Genomic DNA, 24,079 nt, shown 5'->3' with positions numbered 1-24,079 from the left:
ACCAGGTCCGGGCCAGGGCCACCTTCGACACGCTCACCGGGTGGTCGCAGGAGACCGCCGAGCCCCGGCTGGCCGAGTCCGTCGAGCCGGACGCCACCGGCATGCGCTGGCGGATCCGGCTGCGTGACACCCGCTGGCACGACGGCCGCCCGCTGACCGCCGACGACGTCCTGTTCACCTTCCGGCGCATCGCCGACCCCGCCACGACCGCCTCGGCCGCGTCGCTGTTCGCCCGGGTCGACCTCACGGCGAGCCGGGCCGCCGGACCGCGCGAGGTCGAGGTCGTCCTCACCGCGCCGGACTTCACCTTCCCGCTCTGGCTGGGCGCGCCCGGCAGCGAGATCGTCGCGGCGGGCACCACCGGGTTCGCCACACCGGTCGGGACCGGGCCGTTCCGGTTCGTGTCCTTCACCCCCGGCGGCCCCACCGTCTACACCCGCAACGACGCCTACTGGGACGGCGCCCCGCCCGCCCCGGGGCTGGAGCTCACGCCCATCGACGAGGAGCAGGCCCGTCTCGGGGCGCTGCTGTCCGGCCAGGTCGCCTACGCCCACGACCTGCGTCCGGCGAGTGCCCGCCAGGTGGAGGCCCAGGGCGGGCGGGCCACCCTGCTCACCGCACCGCAGTCGACCACCCAGTTCCTCAACCTGCGTGTCGACCGGCCACCGTTCGCCGACCCACGGGTGCGGGAGGCCGTGCGGCTCGGCATCGACCGCGAGGCGCTGGTCCGGGTGGTCCTGCTCGACACCGGGCAGGTCGGCGCCGACCTGTTCGGCGGGCCGGACCTGGAGTACTACCCGGCCGGTGCGACGGCGGCCCCGCGCGACGTCGGGCGCGCCCGGGCACTGCTGCGCGAGGCCGGGGCCGAGGGGCTGGCGTTCGAGCTGCAGACCTCGGGCAGCGACCCGAACTTCCAGCCCGCGGCCACACTCGTCGCCGAGCAGCTGCGCGAGATCGGCCTGGCCCGACCCCGCGGGTGCTCGACGCCCCGACCTACTTCACCACCGTCCGCACCTCCGGGGTCGCGTCGTTCACCCGCACCGGGGCGCTGCCGATCCCCGACTTCATCGGGCGTCGCCGGCTGTCGTCCGCCGACAACTCGAACTACACCGGCTACCGGAGCGCCGAGGTCGACCGGCTCTACGCCCAGGCCGTCGCGAACCCCGACGAGAGCGCCCGCGGGGCGGACCTCACCCGGATCCAGACCCTGCTGCGCGACGGGTCGGGGGCACTGGTGTGGGCGCTGTCGGACTGGAACGTCGGTGTCGCCGCGGGGGTCACCGGGATCGAGGCCGCCAAGCCCAACAGCCACCTGTGGGGCCGCTTCGACAAGGCCGCCGCCGGATGAGCACCGGCGCGGCCCCGCCCGTCGTCGACGCCCGGGGCGGACGTTCCACCGCCGGACGGGTGGCGGTCGCGGCCGCCCAGCTGCTCGCCGCCGTCGTGGCGATCTTCGCGCTGACGACGCTGCTGCCCGGCGACGCGGCCGAGGTCGTCCTGGGGCCCGACGCGACCGACGAGCAGGTGGAACGGCTGCGCACCGAGCTGGGTACCGGCCTCCCGGCCGCGGAGCGGCTCGGCGACTGGCTCGGCGGGCTCGTCACGGGCGACCTGAGGACCTCGCTGGTGACCGGGCGGCCCGTCGTCGACGAGGTGGCGGACCGGCTCGGGAGCACCGTGCTGCTCGCCGCGCTGGGGCTCGCCGTCATGGTCCCGCTGGGGGTCGCCGTCGGCACCGCGGCGGGACGCAGGCCGGGCAGCGTCGTGGACCGGGTCTCCACGGCGACGGTGTCGGCGCTGCAGGCCGCCCCGCAGTTCGCGACCGGGCTGCTGCTGGTCGGGCTCTTCTCGCTGCAGCTCGGCTGGCTCCCCGCGACCGCGGGCGGCGGGTCCCTGCTCGGCCCGGCGGTGCTGGTGCTGCCGGTCGTCGTGCTGGTCGCGGCGCAGCTGGGGTGGCTGTCACGCCAGATCCGCCAGGGCGTGCTGCAGACCGATCGGGCACCGCACGTCACCCACCTGCGCCGGCTCGGCCTGCCCGAGCGCGACGTGCTGCTGCGCCACGTGCTCCCCGGCGGGCTCGCGCCGTCGGTGCAGCAGCTCGCCCGGATCGTCGAGGGCACGCTCGGCGGGGTCGTCGTCGTCGAGGCGCTGTTCGCGTTGCCCGGGGTGGGGGCCGGGGTGGTCGACGCGGTGCAGAACCGCGACATCCCGCTGATCCAGGGCTACGCGCTGCTCGCCGCCCTCGTCACCATCACGGTCAACCTGGTGGCCGACGCGGCGACCGCACGGCTGAGCCCGGTTCGGGAGGACGAGCCGTGAGCCGGGTGCCGGTGACGACCGCGGTCGCCGCGCTGCTCGCCGGGGTGCCGCTGCTGTGCGCCGTCGCCGGGCCCGTCCTCGCGCCGCTGCTCCCGGTCCCGGGCGGGTCCGGCGCGCTGCTCCCGCCCGGGCCGGGTCACCCGCTGGGCACCGACGCGCTGGGCCGCGACGTGCTGACGCTCGCGCTCACCGGTGGCACCACCGTCGTCACGCTCGTCGTCGGCACGCTGGTGCTGGCCTACGCGGCCGGGGTCCCGCTGGGGCTGGTGCTGGCCGCGTCCGGGCGCCGGTGGGCGGTGCTGCTCACCCAGCGGACGCTGGACGTACTGCTGGTCCTGCCGTCGTTGCTGGTGCTGCTGGTGCTCGCCGGCACCGGACGGCGCGGTGTCGGCTGGCTGCTGGTCGCCACCGCGTTGCTGCAGCTGCCCGCGGTCGTCCGGGTGGTCCGGGGGGCCGCCGGGACCCCCGCGCGGCGGGTGGCGCTGGAGACGATGACGCAGAACGGCGAGCGGTGGTGGCGGATCCACCTCGCCGAGACCGGGCGGTTCGTCGCCGGGCCGGTGCTCGTCGACGCCGGGACGCGCGGCGTGCTCGTGCTGACCGTGCTGACCAGCGCGAGCTTCCTCGGGGTCGGGCTGCCACCGGACACCGTCGACTGGGCGGTGGTGATCGAGCAGAACGCGGCGTCGCTGTTCCTCGCCCCGTACGCGCTGCTGGTGCCGGCGGGTCTGCTCGTGGCGCTCGCCGCGGGGACGAACGTGCTGGTGGACCGGCTCGCGGACCGGACGGGGGCGGTCGTGTGAGCGCGCTGTCGGTCCGCGGGCTGACCGCACGCACCGTCGACGGGACGGTGCTCCTCGACGGCGTCGACCTCGACCTCGCGCCGGGTGCGGTGCTCGCCGTCGTCGGGTCGTCCGGGGCGGGGAAGTCGACGCTCGGGCTGGCGGTACTCGGCGAGGCCGCCACCGGGGTGGCGCTCGACGGGTCGGTACGGATCGGGCCCGCCGAGCTGCTCGGCGTCGCCCCGCGGGAGCTGCGGACGCGCCGCGCCGGGCGGGTCGGGCACCTCCCGCAGCACCCGGGCCGGGTCCTGGACCCGGTGCGTCGGGTCGGGCCGGTCCTCGACGAGCTCGCCGCGACCGTGCACGGTCGCGGTCGACGGCACCGGACCGCCCGGGCCCGGGCGGTCACCGAGGCCTGCGAGCGGGCCGGCCTCGGAGCCGAGCCGCACCTGCTCCGCCGCCACCCGCACCGGCTCTCCGGCGGGCAGCAGCAGCGGGTCGCGCTGGCCCAGACGCTGGTGACCGGGCCGGCCGTCGTCGTCCTCGACGAGCCGACCACCGGACTGGACCCGGTCACCACCGACGCGGTGCTCGACCGGCTCGCCGTGCTGGCCGCCGGCTCCACGGCGCTCGTGCTGCTCACCCACGACCTCGACGCCGTCCGCAGGCTCGCCGCCGCCGTCCCGGTGACGCTGCTGGAGCTCGCCGCGGGCCGGGTCGTGCGCACCGGCCCGGCCGCCGCGCTGCTCGGTGCACCCGCCCCGACCGCGTCCCCGCCACCACCGGCGGCGGTCGGGGCGATGCTCGAGGTGACGGGTCTGGGGGTCCGGACCGCGGGCGGGGCGCAGCTGCTGTCCGGGGTGGACCTCGCCGTCGGGCGGGGCGGGTTCGTCGCGCTGACCGGGCCCTCGGGGGCGGGCAAGACGACGCTCGGCCGGGCCCTGGCCGGGCTGACCCCCTGCTCGGGGACCGTCCGCGTCGGCGGCCGGGACCCGGCGGGCGACCGGCGCGCCGTGCAGTACGTCCACCAGGACTGCCGGTCCGCGTTCCTCGACCACCGCCCGGTCCTCGACCAGGTTGCCCGGCCGGCCGTGCTGCTGCGCGGGCGGTCCCCGGCCGACGCCCGCGCCGCCGCCGTCGCGCTGCTGGAGCGGCTCGGGGTCCCCGCCGCGACGGCCGCGCGCCGCCCGGGCGGACTGTCCGGCGGTCAGCTCCAGCGCGCCTCGGTGGCGAGGGCCCTGCTCGCCGGGCCCGCGGTACTGGTGGCCGACGAGGCCACCTCGGCGCTGGACGGCGGGCACCGCGCGCTGCTGCTCGCCGAGCTGCGGCGCGTCTGCCGCGAGGACGGCACCGCGGTGCTGCTGATCAGCCACGACCCGGTCGCCGTCGCGTCGGCGGACCGGGTCGTGACCCTCGTCGACGGCCGGGTGGCCGCGGCACCGCAACCGGTCCCGGCCGGCGGAGCCGGAGCGCTCAGGCGCCCGCGTGCTCGCGCAGCAGCTGCGCGGTCTCCCGGGTGACCTCGGCGTGCAGCCGGCAGTGCTCGTGGTGGTCGGCGTGCGCGCCGCAGGCGGCCGAGCTGGCCTCGCAGGCGAGCGCGGCGGCCGACGCGGCGGCCTCGCCGACCGCCTTGTCCCCGGTCCGGCGGCCGAGCACGCTCGCGGCCGCGGTACAGAGGTCGGCGGCGTCGAGGGCGAGGAGCACCTCGGTCTCCATGCCGCCGGAGGCGACCATGGCCGAGGCGCAGGCGGTGCTCGCGCGGGCGGCGTCGTGCAGCTTCTCGACGACGGTGGCCGGGGTGCTGACGCCGGCGGCCTCGAGGACGTGGTGGCTCATGGGGATCTCCTGGTGTCCGGGGTGTGGGACCCGAGGGTTCCCGCGTGGCGGTGGCCGCACTCACCTGATTGTCACCCTCGACGTCTGAACAGTCCGTCATATGTCGCGTAGGGTCGGATCATGTCTGCGCTGTCCGCCGTCACCGTCTGCCGGGGATGCTGCTGCGGCTCCGGTCGCAAGCACCCGGGCCTGGACCGGCCCCACCACGACGGGCTGCTCGACCGGCTCACCCGGGGCATCGAGGGCCACGCGCGGCTGCGGACCAGCGCGTGCCTCGGCCCGTGCGCCGACTCCGACGTCGTCGTGGTCGGACCCACCCCGGTCGCCCGACGGGCCGGTGCGCGGCCCGTGTGGCTGCGTGCGGTCCTGGACGCTGCGACGACCGACGCCGTCGCCGACTGGGTCCGCGCGGGCGGACCGGGTACGGCGCCCCGCCCGGCCGTCCTCGACGGTCACGTGTTCACCCCCGGCCTGCGCGCCTCGGACACCGGGCGGGCCGCCGGATGACCCCGCCCGAGCTGTCCCGGCGCCGGGTGCTGACCGGCGCGCTCGGCGTCGCCGCGCTCGCCCTCACCGGCTGCTCCGGCGGCGGGACGGGCGAGGAGCGGCTGCGGGTCGCCTTCGCGACGGGCGGCTCGCGCGAGTCGCTGGACCCGCACGTCCTGCCGCTCTACCTCGACCAGGCCCGGGCCAAGGCGTGCTTCGACACCCTCACCGGGTGGTCGCAGGACATGACCCCCGAGCCGCGGCTGGCCGAGTCCTGGGAGAGCGACGCGACCGGGCGGCGGTGGCGGATCCGGCTGCGCGCGGCCCGCTTCCACGACGGCTCCCCGCTCACCGCCGACGACGTGCTCGCCACCCTGGCCCGCATCACCGACCCGGCGACCACCGCGATCGCCGCGACCCTGTTCCGCGACCTCGACGCGACCGCCTCGCGGGCGGTGTCGCCGACCGAGGTCGAGCTGGTACTGACCCGGCCGAACACGCTGTTCCCGCTGGCCTGGGGCGCGCCCGGCACCGAGATCGTCAAGGCCGGGACGACGTCGTTCGACCGTCCGAACGGGACCGGGCCGTTCCGGCTCGCGTCGTTCACCCCGGGCGGGTCCACCGTCTACACCGCGTCGGAGGACCACTGGGACGGCGCGCCCGGCGTACGTGAGCTGGAGTTCCTTCCCGTCGACGACGAGGCCGCCCGGATCGGCGCCCTGCTGTCCGGCCAGGTGCACTACGCCCACGACCTCACCCCCACCGGCGCCGCCCGGCTGGGGGGCGAGCAGCGCGCCTCGGCGCTGTCCGCGCCGGCCTCGGCGAGCCAGTTCCTGGTGATGCGGGTGGACCGGGCACCGTTCTCCGACCCGCGGTTGCGCGAGGCGGTGCGGCTGGGCATCGACCGCGAGGAGCTCGTGCGGGTCGTGCTGCTCGGGCGCGGCCGGGTCGGCGACGACATGTTCGGCCAGGGACTGCGCTACCACCCGGCGGGGGTGGGCCCGGTGGCACGGGACGTCGCGCGGGCCCGCGCGCTCGTCACCGAGGCCGGGGCACAGGGGGCGGCGATCGAGCTGCAGACCAGCGGCGCCGACCCGACCTTCGACGCCGCCACCGCACTCGTCGCGCGCCAGCTCGGCGAGGTCGGGCTGCGGGTCACGGCACGGCCGCTGCCGTCGTCGGGCTACTTCCGGGCCATCCGGCAGCAGGGCGTGTTCTCCCAGAACAGCACCGGCTCACTGCCGATCCCGGACTACATCGGACGCCGGATGCTGACCAGCACCCCGACCTACGACTTCACCGGCTACCGCAGCCCGGAGATCGACCGCCTCTACTACGCCGCCGTCGCCACCACCGACGACGCCGCGCGCACCGACGCGTTCGCCCGGATCCTCGGCCTGCTGCGCGCCGAGTCGGGCGCCCTGGTGTGGGGTGTGCGGGACTGGAACGTCGGCGTGGCGGCCGGGCTCACCGGGCTGGAGGCGGCCCGGCCGAACACGTTCGCCTGGGCGAACTTCGCGCGCGCCCGGCTCGGGTGATCAGCGGATCGCGACCAGGGTCCGCCGGTCGAAGGTCTGGGTGAGCGTCCCGACCTCGGCGAACCCGGCGCCGGACAGCGCCTGCTCCCAGGCCGGTAGCGACGACCCGCCGGTGGCCCGGTCGGCGAAGCGGCGCTCCCGCTCGGCGAACCCGGCGGCCAGGGCGGGCTCGTCGGCGAGCGCGTCCCACCAGGTCCGGAAGTCCTCACCGGTCGCCAGTCCCCGGTCGGTGCGCTCGACCCGCAGGGTCCGGGTCAGCTCGGCCAGGCGCGGCCGGGCGGGGTCGGCGAGCAGGGTGTCGACGTTCACGAACACCCCGCCGGGGCGCAGCACGGACGCGAGGCGCTGCGCGAGCCCGGGCAGCGCGTGCTCGGGCAGCCAGTGCAGGGCGGTGGCCGAGACGGCCGCGTCGAACGGCCCGCCGCCGACGGCGTCGGTCCACCCGGGACGCGAGAGGTCGGCGTCGACCCAGTGGACGCGCTCGCCGGTGGTCCGCCGGGCCAGCTCCAGCATGACCGGGTCGACGTCGACGCCGACCACCTCGGCCCCGGTCCAGCGCGCCGCCGCGCGGGCCGCGAACGACCCGGGCCCACAGGCGAGGTCGAGCAGCCGGGCGGGGGTGCCGGCGAGCCGGTCGACGACGTCGAGCGCCAGCGCGAACAGTTCCTCCCGGTCGGGGATGTAGCGCTCCTGCTGGGCGTCCCACCGGCGCAGCCAGTGCTCGGCGTCGAGGTCCGTTCCGGTGGTCATCGCACTCTCCTGCACAACGGTGGCAACAGTGCGCCCGACGGTATCCGCGCGGACCCGTCGCACGGAAGGGACCGCCGGGCACGTGACCGGCGACGTTCACCGTGCGTGACTCGATGGTCGTCGAAACCGGAACTGATAGGGGGGTCGATCGTGTCCGGACCCCAGATGTAGTGTCCGGGGCGCTGGTGGTTCACCGGTCCGCACGGGCCGGTGAGGCAAGAGGGAACCCGGTGGGAATCCGGGACTGCCCCGCAGCGGTGAACGGGAACGACCGCCGTCAACAGCACTGGGAGTGATCCCGGGAAGCGACGGCCAGTAGGTCTGCGCAGTGCGCCCGTGAGTCCGAAGACCTGCCACCGGTGCGCGTGCCGACCGGCGCGCGCTGCTCCGGGGCCTCGTGGGACGGCGCCAGGGTGCGGTGGGCCGCCGACGACACGCCGACCCACCGCCTCCTCGTACCGCGCCCGCCCCCGGAGGGACGGCGACTCGCGAGGAGAGAGCCCGTGACGGCTTCCACCGCTGCACCGGCAGCAGCACCACCGGCCCTGCGCGTCATCCGGCGCGACGGGTCCGAGACCGGGTTCGACGCCACGAAGATCTCGGTGGCGACGACCAAGGCGTTCCTGGCGGTCGAGGGGGACTCGGGCGCGGCGTCGTCGCGGGTGCACCACCTCGTGGCCGGACTGACCGACCAGGTCGTCGCGGCGCTGACCCGGCACCCGGCGCGCGCCGTGCACGTCGAGCAGATCCAGGACCAGGTCGAGCTCGCCCTGATGCGCGGAGGCCACCACAAGGTCGCCCGCTCCTACGTGCTCTACCGCGAGCAGCAGGCCCGGGCCCGCGCGCACGACGGCGGGGACACCGCCGTCGCGGACGCCCCGGTCGTGCACGTCACCCACCCCGACGGCAGCCGGGCCCCGCTGGACCGGGTCCGCGTCGCCGCGGTGCTCGACGAGGCCTGCGCCGGCGTCGAGGACGTGACCCCGGACAGGGTGCTCGCCGAGCTGGACCGCACCGTCTACGACGGCATCACCGCCGACGAGCTGGCCCAGGCCCTGGTCCTGGCCGCGCGCACGCTGGTGGAGCGCGAGCCCGCGTACTCACTGGTGGCCTCGCGGCTGCTGCTGGACCGCCTGCGCGCCGAGGCCGTCTCGCACCTGTCGGGCGCCCGGGAGACCCCGGACCACGCGACGATGGCCGGGCGGTACGCGGCCTACACGAAGGACTACCTGCGCCACGCCATCGCGATCGGCCTGGTCGACCCCGAGCTCGCGACCTTCGACCTGGACCGGGTCACCGCCGCGATCCGCCCCGAGCGCGACCTGCAGATCGGCTTCCTCGGCCTGCAGACCCTCTACGACCGCTACTTCCTGCACGAGCGCGGCGTGCGCTTCGAGCTGCCGCAGGCGTTCTTCCTGCGGGTCGCGATGGGCCTGGCGGTGCGCGAGGTCGACCGCGAGGCGCGCGCGGTCGAGTTCTACGAGCTGCTGTCGCGCTTCGACTTCATGGCCTCCACCCCCACGCTGTTCAACTCCGGCACCACCCGCCCGCAGCTGTCGTCGTGTTTCCTCACCACCGTCGACGACGACCTGGAGTCGATCTTCGGCGGCTACCGCGACAACGCGCTGCTGGCGAAGTACTCCGGCGGGCTGGGCAACGACTGGACCCCGGTCCGGGGACTCGGCGCGCACATCCGGGGTACGAACGGCGTCTCCCAGGGTGTGGTGCCGTTCCTCAAGATCGCCGGGGACACCGCCGTCGCGGTGAACCAGGGCGGCAAGCGCAAGGGCGCCGCGTGCGCCTACCTGGAGACGTGGCACGTCGACATCGAGGAGTTCCTCGACCTGCGCAAGAACACCGGCGACGACCGTCGCCGCACCCACGACATGAACACCGCGAACTGGGTGCCCGACGAGTTCCTGCGCCGCGTGCAGGCCGACGGCGAGTGGACCCTGTTCTCCCCGGACGAGGTCCCCGACCTGCACGACCTCTACGGCACCGCGTTCGCGCAGCGGTACCGCGAGTACGAGGCGGCCGCGGCGCGCGGTGAGGTGCGGGTGCACCGCACGGTGCGCGCGGTCGAGCTGTGGCGGCGGATGCTGACCATGCTGTTCGAGACCGGGCACCCGTGGATCACGTTCAAGGACCCGTGCAACCTGCGCAGCCCGCAGCAGCACGCGGGCGTGGTGCACTCGTCGAACCTGTGCACCGAGATCACCCTCAACACCCGTGCCGGCGACGAGGGCGAGGTCGCGGTCTGCAACCTGGGCTCGGTGAACCTCGCCGCGCACGTCACCGCGGACGGGCTCGACGCCGACAAGCTGCGCCGCACGGTGACCACCGCGGTGCGGATGCTCGACAACGTCGTGGACATCAACTTCTACACGATTCCCGAGGCCCGCCGGTCCAACCTCCGTCACCGCCCGGTCGGCCTGGGCCTCATGGGCTTCTCCGACGCGCTGTTCACCCGGCGCATCGCGCCCGGCAGCGACGCGGCGGTGCAGTTCGCCGACCGCAGCGCGGAGGCGCTGTCGTTCCACGCGATCACCGCCTCGTCGGACCTGGCGGTCGAGCGCGGCCGCTACGCCAGCTTCGACGGGTCGCTGTGGAGCCGCGGGATCCTGCCGCTGGACTCGCTCGAGCTGCTGGCCGCGGCCCGCGGCGACGGCGAGCTCGACGTCGACCGGTCGTCCACGCTGGACTGGGACGCGCTGCGGGAGAAGGTGCGCACCCAGGGGATGCGCAACTCCAACGTGCTCGCCATCGCCCCGACGGCGACGATCTCGAACATCTGCGGGGTCGGGCAGTCGATCGAGCCGATCCACCTCAACCTGTACGTGAAGTCCAACATGTCCGGCGACTTCACGGTGATCAACCCGCACCTGGTCCGCGACCTCAAGGACCGCGGGCTGTGGGACGAGGTGATGGTCGCCGACCTCAAGTACTTCGACGGGTCGCTGGCCGAGATCGACCGGGTCCCCGCCGACCTGAAGGAGCTCTACGCGACCGCGTTCGAGATCGAGCCGCGCTGGCTCGTGGCCGCCGCCTCGCGCCGGCAGAAGTGGCTGGACCAGGCGCAGTCGCTGAACCTCTACCTCGCCGCCCCCAGCGGCCGGGCGCTCGACGAGCTCTACCGTCTCGCCTGGCGCTCCGGGCTCAAGACCACCTACTACCTGCGCACCCGCGCGGCGACGTCGGTGGAGAAGTCCACCCTCACCGGCACCGACGGCCGGCTGACCGGCGTGCCGAGCACCCCGGCCGCCGCCCCCGCCGCGTCGCCCACGGCCGGGGTGCCCGCGGTCCCGGCCACCGCCGTGCCCGCCACCGCCCCCGACCTCGATCCGGGCCGTGCCTGCTCGGTCGACGACCCCGACTGCGAGGCCTGCCAGTGACCACTCTGCAGCCCACCGGAAGCACCGAGAACGCCAGCGGCCTGGGCGAGATCGCCCGCGGCGCCGCCCCGATCGACGCCGACGACAAGCGCATGATCAACGCGCGCGCCGACGTCAACCAGCTCCTGCCGCTGAAGTACACCTGGGCCTGGGAGAAGTACCTGGCCGGCTGCGCCAACCACTGGATGCCGACCGAGGTCGCCATGCAGGCCGACATCGCGCTGTGGCGCTCCCCCGGCGGGCTCACCGACGACGAGCGCCTCATGCTCACCCGCAACCTCGGGTTCTTCGCCACCGCGGAGTCGCTGGTCGCGAACAACATCGTGCTTGCGGTGTACCGCCACCTCACCAACCCCGAGTGCCGCCAGTACCTGCTGCGGCAGTCGTTCGAGGAGGCCGTGCACACCCACACGTTCCAGTACGTGTGCGAGTCGCTCGGGCTCGACGAGGGCGCGCTGTTCAACGCGTACCGCGAGGTCCCCTCGATCACCGAGAAGGACGCCTGGGCGCTGCGCTGGACCCGGGCCCTGTCCGACCCGGACTTCCGGACCGGCACCCCGGAGAACGACCGTGCGTTCCTGCGTGACCTCGTCGCGTTCTACGTGGTGTTCGAGGGCATGTGGTTCTACACCGGGTTCGCGCAGATCCTCTCGCTCGGCCGGCGCAACAAGATGGTGGGCATCGCCGAGCAGTACCAGTACATCCTGCGGGACGAGTCGATCCACCTGAACTTCGGCATCGACTGCATCAACCAGATCAAGATCGAGAACCCGCACCTCTGGACGGCCGACTTCGCCGCCGAGATCCGGACGATGCTGTACGAGGCGTGCGAGCTGGAGGTCGCCTACGCCCGCGACACCATGCCCCGCGGGATGCTCGGCCTGACCGCCGAGTCCTGCGAGCGCTACCTGCGGTTCATCACCGACCGGCGGGCCGAGCAGATCGGGCTCGCCCCGCTGTTCGGGGAGCCGGAGAACCCGTTCCCGTGGATGAGCGAGGCCATGGACCTGCGCAAGGAGAAGAACTTCTTCGAGACGCGGGTGACCGAGTACCGGACGGGTGGGTCGCTGGACTGGGACTGAGAGGGTGGGCCGGGCCGGGTGACCGGCCCGGCCCGCGGACCTGACCTTCCGGGGACGGGTCGAGCAGCGGTGGTCCGCCACCGGTGCGCCCGAACTGGCCGCGGAGGTCCGAGGGCCGTCAGCCGGCGTTGCGGTCGCCGCTCGGGTCGAGGAGCCCGTCCGCGCCGGTCCTGCCGCGCCAGGCGTCGAGCACGGCCGGGTCCGCCCCACCGGCGACGGCGAGCACCCGCAACGCGACCGCCTGCGCGGCCCGGCCGGGCGCCGTCGCCGGACGCGGCCCGGGCGCCTCCCCCGCCGCGACCGCCCGGACCACCCCGGCGGTCACCGCCCACTGGTCCGGATCCCCGAACCGCTCCAGCAGCCCGTCGAAGGCGGCCGCCCGGGTCGGGTCGAACGGGATCGGACGCCCGGTGAGGTCGGTCAGCGGGTGCGCCGGGTAGAGGTGCGCGCAGGCCAGGTGACCGGCGGGCACGGGCACGGTCGCCGCGTGCGTACGGCCCTCGCGCAGCACGTGCGGGAGCAGGTGGGTGTGCGGCCCGTCCGGGGAGCGGCCCTCCGGCGGCGGGATCGCGGCGTACACCTCGACCCGGCCGAGCGCGGTCGTGAACACGCGGTGCGGGCCGGCGGCGACCAGTACGGCGGTCAGCGCGCCGTCCAGCGGCCGGCCGGCGGCGCGGTGCAGCAGGGCGAGCAGGTCCGCATCGCCGGTGCGGACGCAGGCGTCGACCATCGGGGTGCCCAGCCCGAGGTCGACGAGCACGGCGTCACGGTCGGCCGGGCGCAGCGCGGCCCGGTCGGGGCCGAGCACGGTGACCGCGGTCCGGACCGCGCCACGGGCGCAGGCGGTGGGCAGGCACAGCGCGACGGCGTGGTTCCAGTGCTCGTGCGGGCCGACGGGCGTCCGGTAGGCCAGCGGCCGGGTCGACGGGTGCGGCTCGATCCGGATCCCGCCGCGCGCGGTGACGACCGTGCCCCGCCCGGACGACCCGACCGGCTCGTCGGGGGTCCGCACGAACTCCGCGATCGCGCCGGGCGCACCCATGCTCCAGCCCGCGTACGGGTCGGCCAGGTACGCGCTCAGCAGCCCGGCCACGTCGTCCACGTCGTCCCCGTCGCCCACGTCCCTCACCCTGCCCCTCCGACCGGAGGGTTCACACCCCGACACGCTCTGTTGCACAGTGATGGCAACAACGATCGGGAGGCATCGTGGACGAGCACCCGCACGACGGCCCGGAGTGCGCCGGCTGCGACTGGGAGGGCAGGCCGGAGGCGTTCCGCTGGTTCCCCGAGCTGGGCAGGCCCCTCGACCCCGCGGGCGGGCAGGTCCACGCGGCCTGAGCTCACCGGGCACCCACCCGTTCCCACCGGCGTCCCCACCACAGGGCCGTCCCGGCCGTCAGCACGACCGCCAGCGAGGGCACGAGCACCACCTGCGGCGCGCCGAACAGGTACTCGCGGCCTTCGGCCACCATCGCGCCCCACTCCGCGGTCGGCGGCTGGACGCCGAGCCCGAGGAAGGACAGCCCGGAGACGGTGAGCAGGGTGCTCGCGAACCGGACGCAGGCGTGCGCGGCCAGCGGCGGGACGAGGTTCCGCGCGACGTGGCGGGTCAGGACCCGCCCGGGCCCCGCGCCGAGGGCGACCGCCGCCATCACGTACTCCCGCTGCCGCTCAGCGAGCGCGAGCAGGTAGGCCTGCCGGGCGAACGGGGTCCAGGCGATCACCGTGACCGCCACCAGCAGCGACCCGACGCCGGGACCCAGCGCGACCGCGGCGAGCAGCCCGAACAGCACCACCGGGATCGCGGCCAGGACGTCGACCACCCGCATCGCCGCCCGCCCGACCGGGCCCGCGACCGCGGCGAGCGACCCGACGGCCACCCCGGACACCCCGGTGACCAGCACCGCGGACAGCGCCAGCCCGACGGTCAGCCGTCCGCCGTGGACGGTGCGCGCGAGCAGGTCCCGGCCGAGCTGGTCGGTGCCCAGCGGGTGCGCCGCGGACGGCCCGGCGAGCATCCCGGCGAAGTCGACGGCGTCGGGGTCGGGCAGGAGTACCGAGAGCAGGCCCGCCGGAACGAGCATCGGCACCGGCGCGGCCAGGGCCAGGGCGGCCACCCCGGCCGCGACCCACCACCCCGTCCGCACCCGGGGCCTCACCGTGACCCCGCCGAGCGCAGCACCGGGTCCAGCGCCGTCGCCAGCACCTCCACCAGCACCCCCGCGACCACCGCGACCGCGACGACGAGCAGCGTGCCCGCCTGCACCACCGGCAGGTCCTGCGCGACGACGGCCCGGTGCAGCAGCCGCCCCAGCCCCGGGATGCCGAACACGACCTCGACCACCACCGAGCCACCCAGCAGCCCGGCGACGAACATCCCGGCCAGCGCGGTCACCGACGTCGTCGCGAGCCGGGCGCCGTGCCGCCACAGGACCCGGTGCGCACCGAGGCCCTTGGCCCGGGCGACGAGCACGTGCGGCCGGGTCAGCACCCCGGCGGTCTCGGCGCGGACGAGCTGCGCGGCCAGGGCCCCCGGGTAGGCGGCGAGGGTCAGCACCGGCAGGACCAGGTGGGCGGGGTCACCCCAGCCGAGCGCGGGCAGCGCCCCGGCCCACACGGCGAACACCAGCACCAGCCAGGGGGCGAGCACGAACTCCGGCACCGCGACCCCGGCGACCGTGCCCAGCCCGAGGAACCGGTCGAGCGCCCCTCCGGGACGGCGCGCCGCGTACACCCCGGCGGGGATGCCGACGACCGCAGCCAGGGCGAGGGCGAGCACCGCGAGCAGCCCGGAGACCGTCGCGGCGTCGGCGATCTGGCCGGCGACGGGGGTCCGCGCGACGTAGCCGTGGCCGAGGTCGCCGCGCAGCACCCCGCCCAGCCAGCGCAGGTACTGCTCGGTGACCGGCGCGTCCAGGCCGAGCGATGACCGCAGCCGCGCCTCGGTCGCCGGGTCCGGCACCGCCTCGGCGCTGCGGGCACGCAGGACCGCCCGCGCCGGGTCGACGCCGACCAGCCGCGGCAGCGCGAACACCAGCACCGACGCGGAAAGGAGCACCGGCCCGACGACGAGGAGCCGGCGCAGCAGGAGCCCGATCACCCCGTGGTCGGGGAGAGCTGCGGCAGCACCGGGCGGATCTGCAGCGGATCGGGGACGAAGCCCGTGGCGCCGCGCAGCACGGCGGTGTTGCGCGGGTGCACGACCATGACGCCGACGGCGTCGCGGGTCAGCATCGCGGCGGCCTCGCGGAACAGCTGTTGGCGGGCCGTCGGGTCCTCGGTGGAGTTGAGCCGGTCGACCAGCGCGTCGTAGGCGGGGCTGCAGTACTGGTCGACGGCGTAGCTGCCGTCGCAGGTGTAGTCCGAGGTCAGCGTGCTCGCCGCGTCCGGGAAGTCGGACAGGTAGCTGCGCGAGTTGAGGAACATGTCGTAGTCACCGGCGAGGACCTTCGGCTCCTGGGCCTCGTAGTTCCCGACGGTGATGTCGACCTTCACCCCGGCGGCACCGAGCATCGCCTGAATCGCGTTCGCCAGCGCGGGCAGCTCGGGCCGGTTCGGGAAGGTCCACAGCCGCACGGTGAGCGGGTTCTGCTCGGTGTAGCCGGCCTCGGCGAGCAGCTGCCGGGCGCGGGCGACGTCGGCCCCGGGCGGCGGCGCGGTCTCGCCCCAGGGCACGGCCGCGCCGAACAGGTCGGCCGCGGGTGCGGCGCCCCCGGCGAGGACCTGCTCGGCCAGCACCGGGCGGTCGATCGCCGCGGTGACGGCCTGGCGGACCCGCAGGTCCGAGAACGGCGCCGCGGACTGGTTGAGCTGCAGCGGCACGGTGCGCGCGTTGGGGTACTCGACGACCTCGGCGCCGGCGGCGCGGACCTGCGCCAGCTGGGCCTGCGGCAGCCCCTCGGCGAACTGGACGTCGCCGGCCTGGATCGCCAGCGCGCGGGCCTGCGGGTCCTCGACGTAGCGGACGGTGACCCGGGCGGCACCCGCCGGCTCGCCCCAGTAGTCGTCGTTGCGGACCAGCTGCGCGGAGTCGGCGCCGCTGACCGAGTCCAGCACGAACGGGCCGGTCGCGGTGCGCAGGTAGGCCGGCGCCCCGCCGCCGGCGTAGGCGGCGGGCGCGAGGATGCCGAGGTTGCCGCTGGACAGGCGCAACGGCATCACCGGGTCGGGCTCGGTGGTGGTGATCCGCACGGCGTCGGCGCCGTCGGGGGTGACGGCGAAGCCGATGCCCCGGATCGCCCGCGGCGGGGCCTCGACGCCCGCGACGTAGCGCAGCGCCGTGACGACGGCGTCCGGGGTGAGCGGGGTGCCGTCGTGGAACCGCACGTCCTGGCGCAGGGTGACCCGCCAGGCGTTGCCCTGCTGCTCCCAGCCCGTCGCGAGCATCGGCGCCGGGCGGGCGTCGGCGTCGACAGTGGTCAGGGTCTCGGCGACGCCGAGGGACTGCAGCCGGGCGCCGTCGTCGGCGTCGAAGGCGTAGTCGGCGCGCGGCGGGAACTGCAGGGCCACGGTCAGCTCACCGGCCGGGTCCGGGGTCCCGGCGCCGCCGGTGCCGGCACCACAGCCGGTCAGCACCAGGGCGGCGGCCGCGAGCAGCGCGGCCATCTTTCGTGCGATCACTCCATATGACTACATCTGATCATCTGTTCAATCAATGGCGCGTGAGCAACGCCCCGCGGCCGGGGAGCCGCGGGGCGTCGCGACGCGGGCTCAGCCGGTCGTCGCCGAGTCCCGGACCAGGCGGGCCGCGGCGACCAGGTTGGTCAGGGCCGCCACCGTCTCCGCCTCACCGCGGGTCTTCAGCCCGCAGTCCGGGTTGGCCCACAGCCGGTCCGGTCCGATGTGGCGCAGGGCCGCGCCGAGCTGCTCGACCAGCTCGTCGGCGCCGGGGACCTCGGGCGAGTGGACGTCGTAGACGCCCGGGCCGAGCCCGCGCGGGACCCCCGGTCCGAGGTCGGCCAGCACCTCCATCCGCGACCGGGCCGCCTCGACGGTGGTGACGTCGGCGTCGAGCCCGTCGATCGCCCCCACCACCTCGCCGAACTCGGAGTAGCAGAGGTGGGTGTGGATCTGGGTGGCGTCGGCGACGGCCCCGCCGGCCAGCCGGAACGCGTCCACCGCCCAGTCCAGGTACCCGGGCCGGTCCCGCTCGTGCAGGGGCAGCAGCTCGCGCAGCGCGGGCTCGTCGACCTGGATGATCCGGATCCCGGCGGCCTCCAGGTCTCCTACCTCGTCGCGCAGGGCCAGCCCCACCTGCCGGGCGGTGTCACCCAGCGGCTGGTCGTCACGCACGAACGACCAGGCCAGGATCGTCACCGGGCCGGTCAGCATCCCCTTGACCGGCGCGTCGGACAGCGACTGGGCGAACCGCGCCCACTCCACCGTGATCGGCCGGGGCCGGGACACGTCCGAGTGCAGGATCGGCGGGCGTACGCACCGCGAGCCGTAGGACTGCACCCAGCCGTGCTCGGTGGTGGCGAAGCCGTCGAGGTGCTCGGCGAAGTACTGGACCATGTCGTTGCGCTCGGGCTCACCGTGCACCAGGACGTCGAGCCCGATGTCCTCCTGCAGCCGCACCACGCGGACGATCTCCTGGCGCATCCGCTCGGCGTAGGTGCCGGTGTCGATCACACCGGAGCGGTGCGCGGCCCGGTCGCGCCGGATCTGCGCGGTCTGCGGGAAAGAACCGATCGTCGTCGTGGGGACGACGGGCAGGCCGAGCGCCGCGCGCTGGACCTTCGCCCGGACGTCGCCGGGACCGCGCCGGTAGTGGTCGGGGCCGAGCGCGTCGAGCCGGGACCGCACCCGCTCGTCGCGGCGCGCGGTGGCGGCGACCCGCTCCCGGACGGCCCGTGCGGCGTCGAGCTCCGCCGCGACCGCGTCGGGTCCCTCGCGCAGGGCCCGCCCGAGCAGCACGACCTCGGTGACCTTCTGCCGGGCGAACGCCAGCATGTCGACGACGTCGCCGGGCAGAGCCGTCTCCGCGGTCAGGTCGTAGGGGACGTGCAGTAACGAGCACGACGTCGAGACCTCGACCCGCCCCGCGACGCCGACCAGCCGCTGCGCCGTCGCCAGTGCCCGGTCCAGGTCGGTGCGCCACACGTTGCGCCCGTCGACGACGCCGGCCAGCACCACCTTCCGGTCCAGCCCCGGGACCGCCGGGTCTCCCACATCGAGGGCGTCCAGGTCGGTGGCCCCCGCGACGAGGTCGAGCGCCAGCCCCTCGACGGCCGTGGCGGCGAGCGCGGGCAGGGCGGGTCCCAGCTCCCCGAAGTACGACGCGACGAGGATCTTGGGCCGCCGGGTCGCCGAGGCGAGCCGGTCGTAGGCCCGGCGCAGCGCCGCGACCTCCTGCGGCGTCCGGTCGGCGGCGAAGGCGGGCTCGTCGAGCTGCACCCACTCCGCGCCCGCCTCGGCGAGCTCGGCGAGCAGGTCGCGGTAGACCTCGACGAGCGGCCCGAGCAGGTGCAGCGGGCGGAAGCCCTCCGGTGCACCGTCGGCCGGCTTGGACAGCAGCAGGAAGGTCACCGGCCCGACCAGCACCGGACGGGTGGTGATCCCGCAGCGCAGGGCCTCGCGGAACTCGTCGAGGGCCTTGCGGCTGCCCGGCGCGAGCCGGGTGTCCGGGCCGACCTCGGGGACGAGGTAGTGGTAGTTCGTGTCGAACCACTTGGTCATCTCGCAGGCCGGGGCGCCGGTGCGGCCGCGGGCCATCGCGAACAGCCGCTCCAGCGGGTCGGCGACGCCGGCGAAGCGCTCCGGCACAGCCCCGACCGCCAGCGCGGTGTCTCCGACGTGGTCGTAGAACGAGAACGTGTTGCCCGGCACCGAGCCGAGCCCGGCGTCACGCAGCCCGGTCCAGGTGTCGCGGCGCAGCCCGGCGGCGACGTCGTGCAGTGCGGACGCATCGGTCCGCCCGGCCCAGTACGACTCGGTCGCCCGCTTGAGCTCCCGGTCCGGTCCGATCCGGGGGTACCCCAGGACGGTGCTGCCGATGGTGCTGCTGGAAGGAATGCTCACGGCCCTCTCTCCTCGCGAGTGCGGTGGAGGACCCGTCGCCGGCACGGGGCGCCTGCGACCGCCGGGCACGACGGTGCCCGGTCGTCCGCCCGGTCCTCCCGCGAGGCCACGGATCCGCGCACGCCGGACGGCGCACGCACCGGCGGCAGGTCTTCGGACTCACGGGCGCACTGCGCACACCTACTGGCCGTCGCTTCCCGGGATCACTCCCAGTGCTGTTGACGGCGGTCGTTCCCGTTCACCGCTGCGGGGCAGTCCCGGATTCCCACCGGGTTCCCTCTTGCCTCGTGACGCCCCGTCGTCGGGCCGGCACGAACCGTCGGCGAGCCGACAGTACCCCGGACCGGCCGGACAGACTGTTGCCGAGCGATCCCTGTTGCCATACATTGGCATTACTGTCACACCCTCCCCGGCGGCCGGGTCGAGGGCGACCTCACCCTGTGCCCCTCCGTTCGGAGGGGGAACCTGCCCGGTCTCCCGAGGGGTAATGGCGAGCACCCCTGTGCCCGCGGCCACAGGGGGCATAGCGTGCGGTCTCGACCCATCCACCTGCCTCAGAAAGGGCTGACATGCAGGTAGACGAGCTGCTCAAGCCGTTCCCCATCAAGGAGTTCCACCCGTTCCCCCGTGCGCTCATGGGTCCGGGGTCGCACGAGCTCATCGGCCCGGAGGCCCTGAAGCTGGGCTTCAAGAAGACCCTGGTCATGACGTCGGGCCTGCGGGGCACCGACATCGTCCACAAGATCGTCGAGTCGATGAAGTACCACGGCCTCGAGGTCGTGCTGTACGACAAGGTCGAGTCGAACCCCAAGGACTACAACGTCATGGACGCTGTGGGCCTCTACCAGCAGAACAACTGCGACTCGTTCGTCTCCATCGGCGGCGGCTCCTCGCACGACGCCTGCAAGGGCGCGCGCATCTCGGTCGCGCACGACGGCCGCAACGTCAACGAGTTCGAGGGCTTCAACAAGTCCGAGAACCCGGCCAACCCGCCGCACATCGCGGTCTCCACCACGGCCGGCACCGGCTCGGAGACCTCGTGGGCCTACGTCATCACCGACACCACGACCGACCCCGACAACCCGCACAAGTACGTCGCGTTCGACGACGCCTCGGTCACCACCCTGGCGATCGACGACCCGGTGCTCTACTACGACTGCCCGATCGACTACACCGCGCAGTGCGGGTTCGACGTGCTCGCGCACGCCTCGGAGCCCTACGTCTCGCGGCTGGACTTCCAGCCGTCGCTGGGCAACGCGCTGCACGCGATCAAGCTGACCTCGCAGAACCTGCGCAAGGCCGTCTGGAACGGCCAGGAGCTCTCCGGCCGCGAGGGCATGATGTACGCGCAGTACATCGCCGCCCAGGCGTTCAACTCCGGTGGCCTCGGCATCATCCACTCGATCAGCCACGCGGTGTCGGCGTTCTACGACACCCACCACGGCCTGAACAACGCCATCGCGCTGCCCCGCGTGTGGGCGTTCAACATGCCCGTCGTGTACGAGCGCTTCGCCGACATCGCCGAGGCGATGGGGGTCGACACCCGCGGCATGACCAAGCCGCAGGCCGCCGACGCCGCGCTCGCCGCCTCCATCCGGCTGCTGCGCGACGTGGGCATCCCGGAGAAGTTCGCCGACGTCAAGCAGGACACCTACTCGAAGAACCGGCTGGGCACCGGCCCGACCAAGTTCTACGAGAACGCGCCCACCATCGTCGGTGACGCGGCCGACGTCGACCGGATCACCAACCACGTCCTCGGCGACGCCTGCACCCCGGGCAACCCGAAGGAGTGCACGTTCGAGACCGTCCGCCCGGTCGTCGACCACTCCATCAACGGTGACCTGGACGACCTGCTGACCTGATCCGCAGGTCAGTACGTCCACCGTCGCACCAGCGGGCCCAGCCATCCGAGGTGATACTCGGGTGGGTGGGCCCGCTGGCTGCGGCCCCGCTCTTCTCCGCACCAGAGCCGGTGCGGCCCGCGAAGGAGATATCCGCGTGTCCGAGGCTGTCGTCCCCACTGTGACCGAGGCGGCGGACGCCGTCGCCTCGACCGGTCCGTTCGAGTCCGTCGACCAGGTGATCGAGACCCTGCGGGAGCAGGGCTACATCGCCGACACCCGCCTGGCCACGACGGTGTTCCTGCTGACCCGGCTGGACAAGCCGCTGCTGCTGGAGGGGCCCGCCGGGGTCGGCAAGACCGAGCTGGCGAAGATGCTCGCCGTCGCCACCGGGCGCCGGCTGCTGCGCCTGCAGTGCTACGAGGGCCAGGACGAGACCAAGGCCCTGTACGAGTGGGACTACGGCAAGCAGCTCATGTACACCCAGATCCTCCGCGAGAAGATCGGGCAGCTCGTCGAGGACGCCCCCGACCTCGCCTCCGCGGTCGACCGCATCGGGTCCCAGGAGAGCGTGTTCTTCTCCGAGCGCTTCCTCGCGCCGCGCCCGCTGCTGGAGGCCATCCGCTCCGAACAGCCCGTCGTGCTGCTGATCGACGAGGTCGACCGCGCCGACGAGGCCCTGGAGGCCGTCCTGCTGGAGACCCTGGGCGAGTTCCAGATCTCCGTGCCCGAGATCGGCACCTTCGTCGCCGAGCAGCGCCCGTACGTGCTGCTGACCTCGAACAACACCCGCGACCTCGCCGCCGCGCTCAAGCGCCGCTGCCTGCACCTGTTCCTCGACTACCCGTCGGCCTCCCGCGAGCTGGAGATCGTCAAGTCGAAGAAGACCGGGCTGTCGGACCAGCTGGCCGAGGAGCTCGTCAACGTCGTGCGCGGGCTGCGCGAGCTGGAGCTGCGCAAGTCGCCCTCGATCTCGGAGACCATCGACTGGGCGCGCACGCTGGCCGTCCTGGGGGTCGACGAGCTGAGCTCGCAGATCCTGTCCGACACCGTCTCGGTCGTCGTCAAGTACGACAAGGACGTCAAGAAGGCGCTGGACGCGCTGCCGAACCTGGTCGACCCGAACGCGGTCGTCGCCGAGCAGGGCCACGGACACGGGCACGGCCACGGACACGGACACGACGGCGACCACAGCCACGACGAGCCCGCGCCGCGCGCCGCGCGCACCCCGAGCGCCCGCGACGACGACCCGGACGACGGTGACATCGACGGCCGCGCCAAGCGGGCCGCGAAGGACCAGGCCGGCCGGCACGGCGGCATCTACGGCGGCCTGCCGGGCGGCGTCGCCCCGCCGCCGTCGGCGGTCCGGAAGGTCTCGCCCGGCCAGGGCTCCCGGTCCTTCGGCGGCTCCCGCAAGCGCCCGGTCTGATCGGGGCGTCGGCGTGGAAGCGAGCATCCACCGTTTCGTCCGGCTCCTGCGGATCCGGGCGGTGCGCATCTCGGTGTCCGAGGCACTCGACGCGATGGCCTGCGCCGCCCAGCCCGGGGTGCTGTCCGACAAGGCGGTGCTCAAGGAGGCGCTGCGCATCGCGCTGATCAAGGACCGGCGTGACGAGTCGACCTTCGACGAGGTCTTCGACCTGTTCTTCGCCCTGGTCAGGGTGGGCGAGGCGGACACCGGCCACGGGCACGGCCACGGCCACGGCGATCTGTCCGACGACACCCCACTGGAGAACTTCACGCTGTCCGAGGAGCCGTCGGAGACCCCGCAGGAGGGGCACGACCACGGCTCACCGGTCGACATCAAGGAGTTCTTCGACCCGGAGGACCTGGCCGAGCAGTACAACCTGCACCAGGAGGCCAACAAGATCGACATGGCCTCGATGACGGACGAGATCGTGCTCTCCAAGGAGCAGGCCAACGACGTCACCGACGGCCAGCGCGTGCAGATCGAGACCGACCGGTTCTCCGGCGGCGGTCAACCCGGCGACATCTCCCAGCAGCAGGGCACCAAGGTCGACGCCGACCTGTCGGTCGCCCAGCAGGACGCGCTGCTGGGCTGGCTGAACTCCGAGGAGGACCGGCTGTCGGAGGAGGAGCAGGGCACCGAGGACGACGCCGCTGCGCTGCGCCGGCGCCTCACCGGAGTGCTCGACAACCTCCCGGAGCTGCTCAAGGCGCACCTGGAGAAGCTGCTCGCGATCGAGCAGCGGATCGTCGAGGGCCACGACGACGCCGAACGCGTCGCCGAGGTCGACCGGGCGAGCGAGACCGAGCGCATGCAGCTGGAGGACTCGTTGCGGCGGCTGGCCAAGTCGCTGCACGGTGCGCTCACGCACCGCAGACGGGTCTCGCCGCGGGGCCGGATCGACTCGGCCCGCACCATGCGCAAGAACATGCGCTACGACGGCGTCCCGTTCTCCCCGGTCACCGTGCAGCGCCAGGAGGACAAGCCGCGCCTGGTGGTGCTGGCCGACGTCTCGCTGTCGGTCCGGGCCACCGCGCGGTTCACCCTGCACCTGGTGCACGGGCTGCAGGACCTGTTCGGCCAGGTGCGCTCGTTCGCGTTCGTGGCCGACCTCGTCGAGGTGACCGACCTGTTCGCCGACCACCCCGTCGAGCACGCCCTCGGTCTAATCTTCGGGGGCGACCAGCTCGACGTCGACGCCAACTCCAACTACGGCCTGGCCTTCGGCCAGTTCCTGGAGGACCACGGCTCGGCGGTCACCCGCCGGACCACGGTCCTGGTGCTCGGCGACGGCCGCGGGAACGGCAACGACCCCAACATGGAGGCGTTCGTCGAGATCACCCGGCGGGCCCGGGAGACGATCTGGCTGACCCCGGAGCCGCGGTACTCGTGGGGGCTCGGCCGCTGCGACCTGCCCGCCTACGCCGAGTACTGCGACCGCGTCCGCGTGGTCCGGGACCTGTCCGGTTTCGAGGCGACCACGAACGAGATGGCCGGCGAGCTGATCGGCCGCTGACCCCGCCGGTGGGTGGTGCCGGTGTCCGCGCCGGGGCCACCCACCGGGG

19 protein-coding genes, 1 pseudogene and 2 riboswitches are annotated in these 24,079 nt (G+C 74.4%); of the genes and pseudogenes, 13 read left to right on the top strand and 7 right to left on the bottom strand.

The genetic code is table 11. The features are described 5' to 3' along the window. Positions 1 to 101: 101 nt before the first annotated feature. The 5 genes and pseudogenes from AC0GKK_RS18275 to AC0GKK_RS18255 form a co-directional block, all read left to right on the top strand. Positions 102 to 902: pseudogene (locus tag AC0GKK_RS18275) on the top strand (ABC transporter substrate-binding protein); the annotation flags it as partial. 74 nt (positions 903 to 976) lie between these two features. Beyond that, a complete protein-coding gene (locus AC0GKK_RS18270) occupies positions 977 to 1,348 on the top strand; it encodes a hypothetical protein (RefSeq protein ID WP_489882190.1) in 372 nt (123 codons plus the stop codon). Beyond that, a complete protein-coding gene (locus AC0GKK_RS18265; RefSeq protein WP_476652902.1) occupies positions 1,345 to 2,319 on the top strand; it encodes an ABC transporter permease in 975 nt (324 codons plus the stop codon). Before AC0GKK_RS18270 ends, AC0GKK_RS18265 begins: the two co-directional genes overlap by 4 nt. After that, on the top strand, positions 2,316 to 3,122 hold the full coding sequence (locus AC0GKK_RS18260) for an ABC transporter permease subunit (protein ID WP_346104739.1): 807 nt from the start codon (positions 2,316 to 2,318) through the stop codon (positions 3,120 to 3,122). Before AC0GKK_RS18265 ends, AC0GKK_RS18260 begins: the two co-directional genes overlap by 4 nt. Beyond that, positions 3,119 to 4,621, top strand: coding sequence for an ABC transporter ATP-binding protein (locus AC0GKK_RS18255; protein WP_489882189.1), 1,503 nt, complete (start codon positions 3,119 to 3,121; stop codon positions 4,619 to 4,621). The genes AC0GKK_RS18260 and AC0GKK_RS18255 overlap by 4 nt, the downstream gene beginning before the upstream one ends. Here the strand turns inward: AC0GKK_RS18255 and AC0GKK_RS18250 are convergent. Then, entirely contained in the window at positions 4,575 to 4,937 is a 363-nt protein-coding gene (locus AC0GKK_RS18250; RefSeq protein WP_073576628.1) for a four-helix bundle copper-binding protein, read from the bottom strand. The two genes, AC0GKK_RS18255 and AC0GKK_RS18250, sit on opposite strands and share 47 nt — an antisense overlap. 120 nt (positions 4,938 to 5,057) lie before the next feature. On the opposite strand from AC0GKK_RS18250, the gene AC0GKK_RS18245 reads away from it, so the two are divergent. Together AC0GKK_RS18245 and AC0GKK_RS18240 are read left to right on the top strand one after the other, a co-directional pair. Beyond that, positions 5,058 to 5,444: a hypothetical protein gene (locus AC0GKK_RS18245; RefSeq protein ID WP_482638450.1), complete on the top strand. Its 387-nt coding sequence runs from the start codon at positions 5,058 to 5,060 to the stop codon at positions 5,442 to 5,444. Next, complete coding sequence (locus AC0GKK_RS18240) at positions 5,441 to 6,961, top strand: ABC transporter substrate-binding protein (protein WP_489882188.1); 1,521 nt, start codon at positions 5,441 to 5,443, stop codon at positions 6,959 to 6,961. Before AC0GKK_RS18245 ends, AC0GKK_RS18240 begins: the two co-directional genes overlap by 4 nt. Here AC0GKK_RS18240 and AC0GKK_RS18235 read toward each other — a convergent pair whose 3' ends face one another. Continuing rightward, positions 6,962 to 7,711: a class I SAM-dependent methyltransferase gene (locus tag AC0GKK_RS18235; RefSeq protein ID WP_489882187.1), complete on the bottom strand. Its 750-nt coding sequence runs from the start codon at positions 7,709 to 7,711 to the stop codon at positions 6,962 to 6,964. Positions 7,712 to 7,880: 169 nt separating this feature from the next. Then, positions 7,881 to 8,083: riboswitch (cobalamin riboswitch) on the top strand. 131 nt (positions 8,084 to 8,214) lie between these two features. On the opposite strand from AC0GKK_RS18235, the gene AC0GKK_RS18230 reads away from it, so the two are divergent. Both AC0GKK_RS18230 and AC0GKK_RS18225 read left to right on the top strand, forming a co-directional pair. Further along, positions 8,215 to 11,103 (top strand): ribonucleoside-diphosphate reductase subunit alpha, encoded by a 2,889-nt coding sequence (locus AC0GKK_RS18230; RefSeq protein WP_489882186.1) that lies wholly within the window; start codon positions 8,215 to 8,217, stop codon positions 11,101 to 11,103. Positions 11,104 to 11,108: 5 nt separating this feature from the next. After that, positions 11,109 to 12,185, top strand: coding sequence for a ribonucleotide-diphosphate reductase subunit beta (locus AC0GKK_RS18225; protein ID WP_489884033.1), 1,077 nt, complete (start codon positions 11,109 to 11,111; stop codon positions 12,183 to 12,185). Between the two features lie 118 nt (positions 12,186 to 12,303). Here AC0GKK_RS18225 and AC0GKK_RS18220 read toward each other — a convergent pair whose 3' ends face one another. Next, positions 12,304 to 13,305 carry a DUF6925 family protein gene (locus AC0GKK_RS18220; protein WP_489882185.1) on the bottom strand — a complete coding sequence of 334 codons (1,002 nt, stop codon included), beginning with the start codon at positions 13,303 to 13,305 and terminating at the stop codon, positions 12,304 to 12,306. Between the two features lie 86 nt (positions 13,306 to 13,391). On the opposite strand from AC0GKK_RS18220, the gene AC0GKK_RS18215 reads away from it, so the two are divergent. Then, entirely contained in the window at positions 13,392 to 13,523 is a 132-nt protein-coding gene (locus AC0GKK_RS18215; RefSeq protein ID WP_255624188.1) for a hypothetical protein, read from the top strand. 2 nt (positions 13,524 to 13,525) lie between these two features. On the opposite strand, the gene AC0GKK_RS18210 is transcribed toward AC0GKK_RS18215, so the two are convergent. From AC0GKK_RS18210 to metE, 4 genes are all read right to left on the bottom strand, one after another. Next, positions 13,526 to 14,332 carry an ABC transporter permease gene (locus tag AC0GKK_RS18210; RefSeq protein WP_405421500.1) on the bottom strand — a complete coding sequence of 269 codons (807 nt, stop codon included), beginning with the start codon at positions 14,330 to 14,332 and terminating at the stop codon, positions 13,526 to 13,528. 8 nt (positions 14,333 to 14,340) lie between these two features. Then, the gene (locus AC0GKK_RS18205) at positions 14,341 to 15,285 is read right to left on the bottom strand and encodes an ABC transporter permease (protein ID WP_489882184.1); all 945 of its coding nucleotides are present in this window, start codon (positions 15,283 to 15,285) and stop codon (positions 14,341 to 14,343) included. Beyond that, a complete protein-coding gene (locus tag AC0GKK_RS18200; RefSeq protein ID WP_489882183.1) occupies positions 15,282 to 16,805 on the bottom strand; it encodes an ABC transporter substrate-binding protein in 1,524 nt (507 codons plus the stop codon). The genes AC0GKK_RS18205 and AC0GKK_RS18200 overlap by 4 nt, the downstream gene beginning before the upstream one ends. Before the next feature lie 90 nt (positions 16,806 to 16,895). Beyond that, positions 16,896 to 19,205 carry a 5-methyltetrahydropteroyltriglutamate--homocysteine S-methyltransferase gene (metE, locus tag AC0GKK_RS18195; protein ID WP_489882182.1) on the bottom strand — a complete coding sequence of 770 codons (2,310 nt, stop codon included), beginning with the start codon at positions 19,203 to 19,205 and terminating at the stop codon, positions 16,896 to 16,898. 127 nt (positions 19,206 to 19,332) lie between these two features. Then, positions 19,333 to 19,541: riboswitch (cobalamin riboswitch) on the bottom strand. Positions 19,542 to 19,774: 233 nt separating this feature from the next. On the opposite strand from metE, the gene mdo reads away from it, so the two are divergent. The 3 genes from mdo (at position 19,775) to AC0GKK_RS18180 (ending at position 24,030) form a co-directional block, all read left to right on the top strand. After that, positions 19,775 to 21,067 carry an NDMA-dependent methanol dehydrogenase gene (mdo, locus tag AC0GKK_RS18190; protein WP_073576638.1) on the top strand — a complete coding sequence of 431 codons (1,293 nt, stop codon included), beginning with the start codon at positions 19,775 to 19,777 and terminating at the stop codon, positions 21,065 to 21,067. Between the two features lie 136 nt (positions 21,068 to 21,203). Continuing rightward, positions 21,204 to 22,475, top strand: coding sequence for an AAA family ATPase (locus AC0GKK_RS18185; protein WP_350663360.1), 1,272 nt, complete (start codon positions 21,204 to 21,206; stop codon positions 22,473 to 22,475). A gap of 13 nt (positions 22,476 to 22,488) precedes the next feature. Beyond that, positions 22,489 to 24,030, top strand: coding sequence for a VWA domain-containing protein (locus tag AC0GKK_RS18180; RefSeq protein ID WP_489882181.1), 1,542 nt, complete (start codon positions 22,489 to 22,491; stop codon positions 24,028 to 24,030). Positions 24,031 to 24,079 lie beyond the last annotated feature (49 nt).

It is taken from the genome of Pseudonocardia sp. P-1 (genome assembly GCF_058111925.1).
The sequence above is the reverse complement of the archived record's forward strand: the minus strand, read 5'-3'. Positions and strand labels throughout refer to the sequence as shown.